Here is a 1,287-nt window from a genome sequence, read left to right as displayed (position 1 = left end):
CTGGCGGGAGTAGCGGCGGTACAGGGAGTGGCTGCCGGGGATGAACGCGGCCGTGGGGCACAGCGCGCGGGCGCGCGAGGTGGGCATGCCTGCGCGCACACCCAGGGCGCGCGCCTCGTAGGTCGCGGAGGTGACGACGCCGCGCCCGGAGGTGCCGCCCACGATGATGGGCCTGCCGACGAGCGAGGGGTCTTCGCGCATCTCGACCTGGGCGAAAAACGAGTCCATGTCCACGTGCAGGATCGGCGTGGCGGAGTCGTCCGATCCCCAGTCACGTTTCGCGCGCGAATCCCTGGGAGCGTTTGACATGTCACCTCCTGACTCCGATGTCTTGGTCCCACGGTTACAGTGTCAACCATGGCACGCTCATCTTCGTCACGCGACATCTCCTTCGAGACGGATTTCGGCTCCGCGCGCATCCGATGGGATGGTCCGCGCGCCACGCTCTTCCTCGATGGAGTGGAGTCCTCGGCGGTGGACACCTCTGACCCGACCTACCTGGAGTTTGAGTACATGCAGCACATGAGCGCGGTCGTGGCCGCATCGCGGGGCGAGGGGGATCGATTTCGCGCGCTGCATGTGGGTGGCGCCGCGTGCGCGCTGGCGTGCGCGTGGTCGGCGCGGTATCCCCAGTCTCGGCACGTGGCCGTGGAGGTGGACGGGGCGCTGGCCGCGCAGGTGCGCGAGCATTTTCCGATTCCCAAGGCCCCGCAGGTCAAGATTCGCGTGGGGGATGGCCGCGCGGTCCTGGACGCGGCCCGCGAGGGGGCTTTCGACGTGATTGTGCGTGACGCCTTCGCTGCGGGCGTGACGCCGGGGCACCTGCGCACGCTCGAGTGTGCCCGCCAGGCGCGCCGCGCTCTCGCCCCCTCGGGCGTCTATCTGGTCAATTGCGCGCACGGGGGCGAGGCCAACGCCCGCCAGGACGTGGCGGCGCTGCAGGAGGTCTTCCCCTTCGTGGCTTCCATTCAGGATCCGAAGGTGGGGCGAAGTGGGCGCCGCGGCAACGTGGTGGCCGTCGCCTGCAATCAGGGCGTCGTCGACGCGGACGAGATCGATCGCGCTCTTCGCACGCTCGCACTTCCGGCGCGCATCACGCGGCCGAGGGAGCTGACGCGCTGGGTGGCGGGGTGCCCGCCCCTGACGGATGAGCAGGTCGGCTATCCCCCGTCGCATTGACGAGGCCTGCCCTCCGTCTCGCTCCCGTTCGACGCCGGGCGGGCGCTCCCAGACGAGGCCGGGCGTGCGCCGCGCTCAGGCGCGGTGGCGCGGTGCGGAGGGCCCGGG

General features: G+C 70.8%; 2 protein-coding genes. One reads left to right on the top strand and one right to left on the bottom strand.

The window, feature by feature from the left end:
• The coding region (locus HMPREF1138_RS10080) for a Y-family DNA polymerase (RefSeq protein WP_009059496.1) at nucleotides 1–309 on the bottom strand (309 nt) is incomplete at its 3' end.
• 48 nt (nucleotides 310–357) lie between these two features.
• Here HMPREF1138_RS10080 and HMPREF1138_RS10075 point away from each other — a divergent pair.
• Entirely contained in the window at nucleotides 358–1,179 is an 822-nt protein-coding gene (locus tag HMPREF1138_RS10075) for a spermidine synthase (protein WP_009059498.1), read from the top strand.
• Nucleotides 1,180–1,287 lie beyond the last annotated feature (108 nt).

Source organism: Actinomyces sp. ICM58, from assembly GCF_000283035.1.
Lineage (GTDB): Bacteria > Actinomycetota > Actinomycetes > Actinomycetales > Actinomycetaceae > Pauljensenia.
The sequence above is the reverse complement of the archived record's forward strand: the minus strand, read 5'-3'. Positions and strand labels throughout refer to the sequence as shown.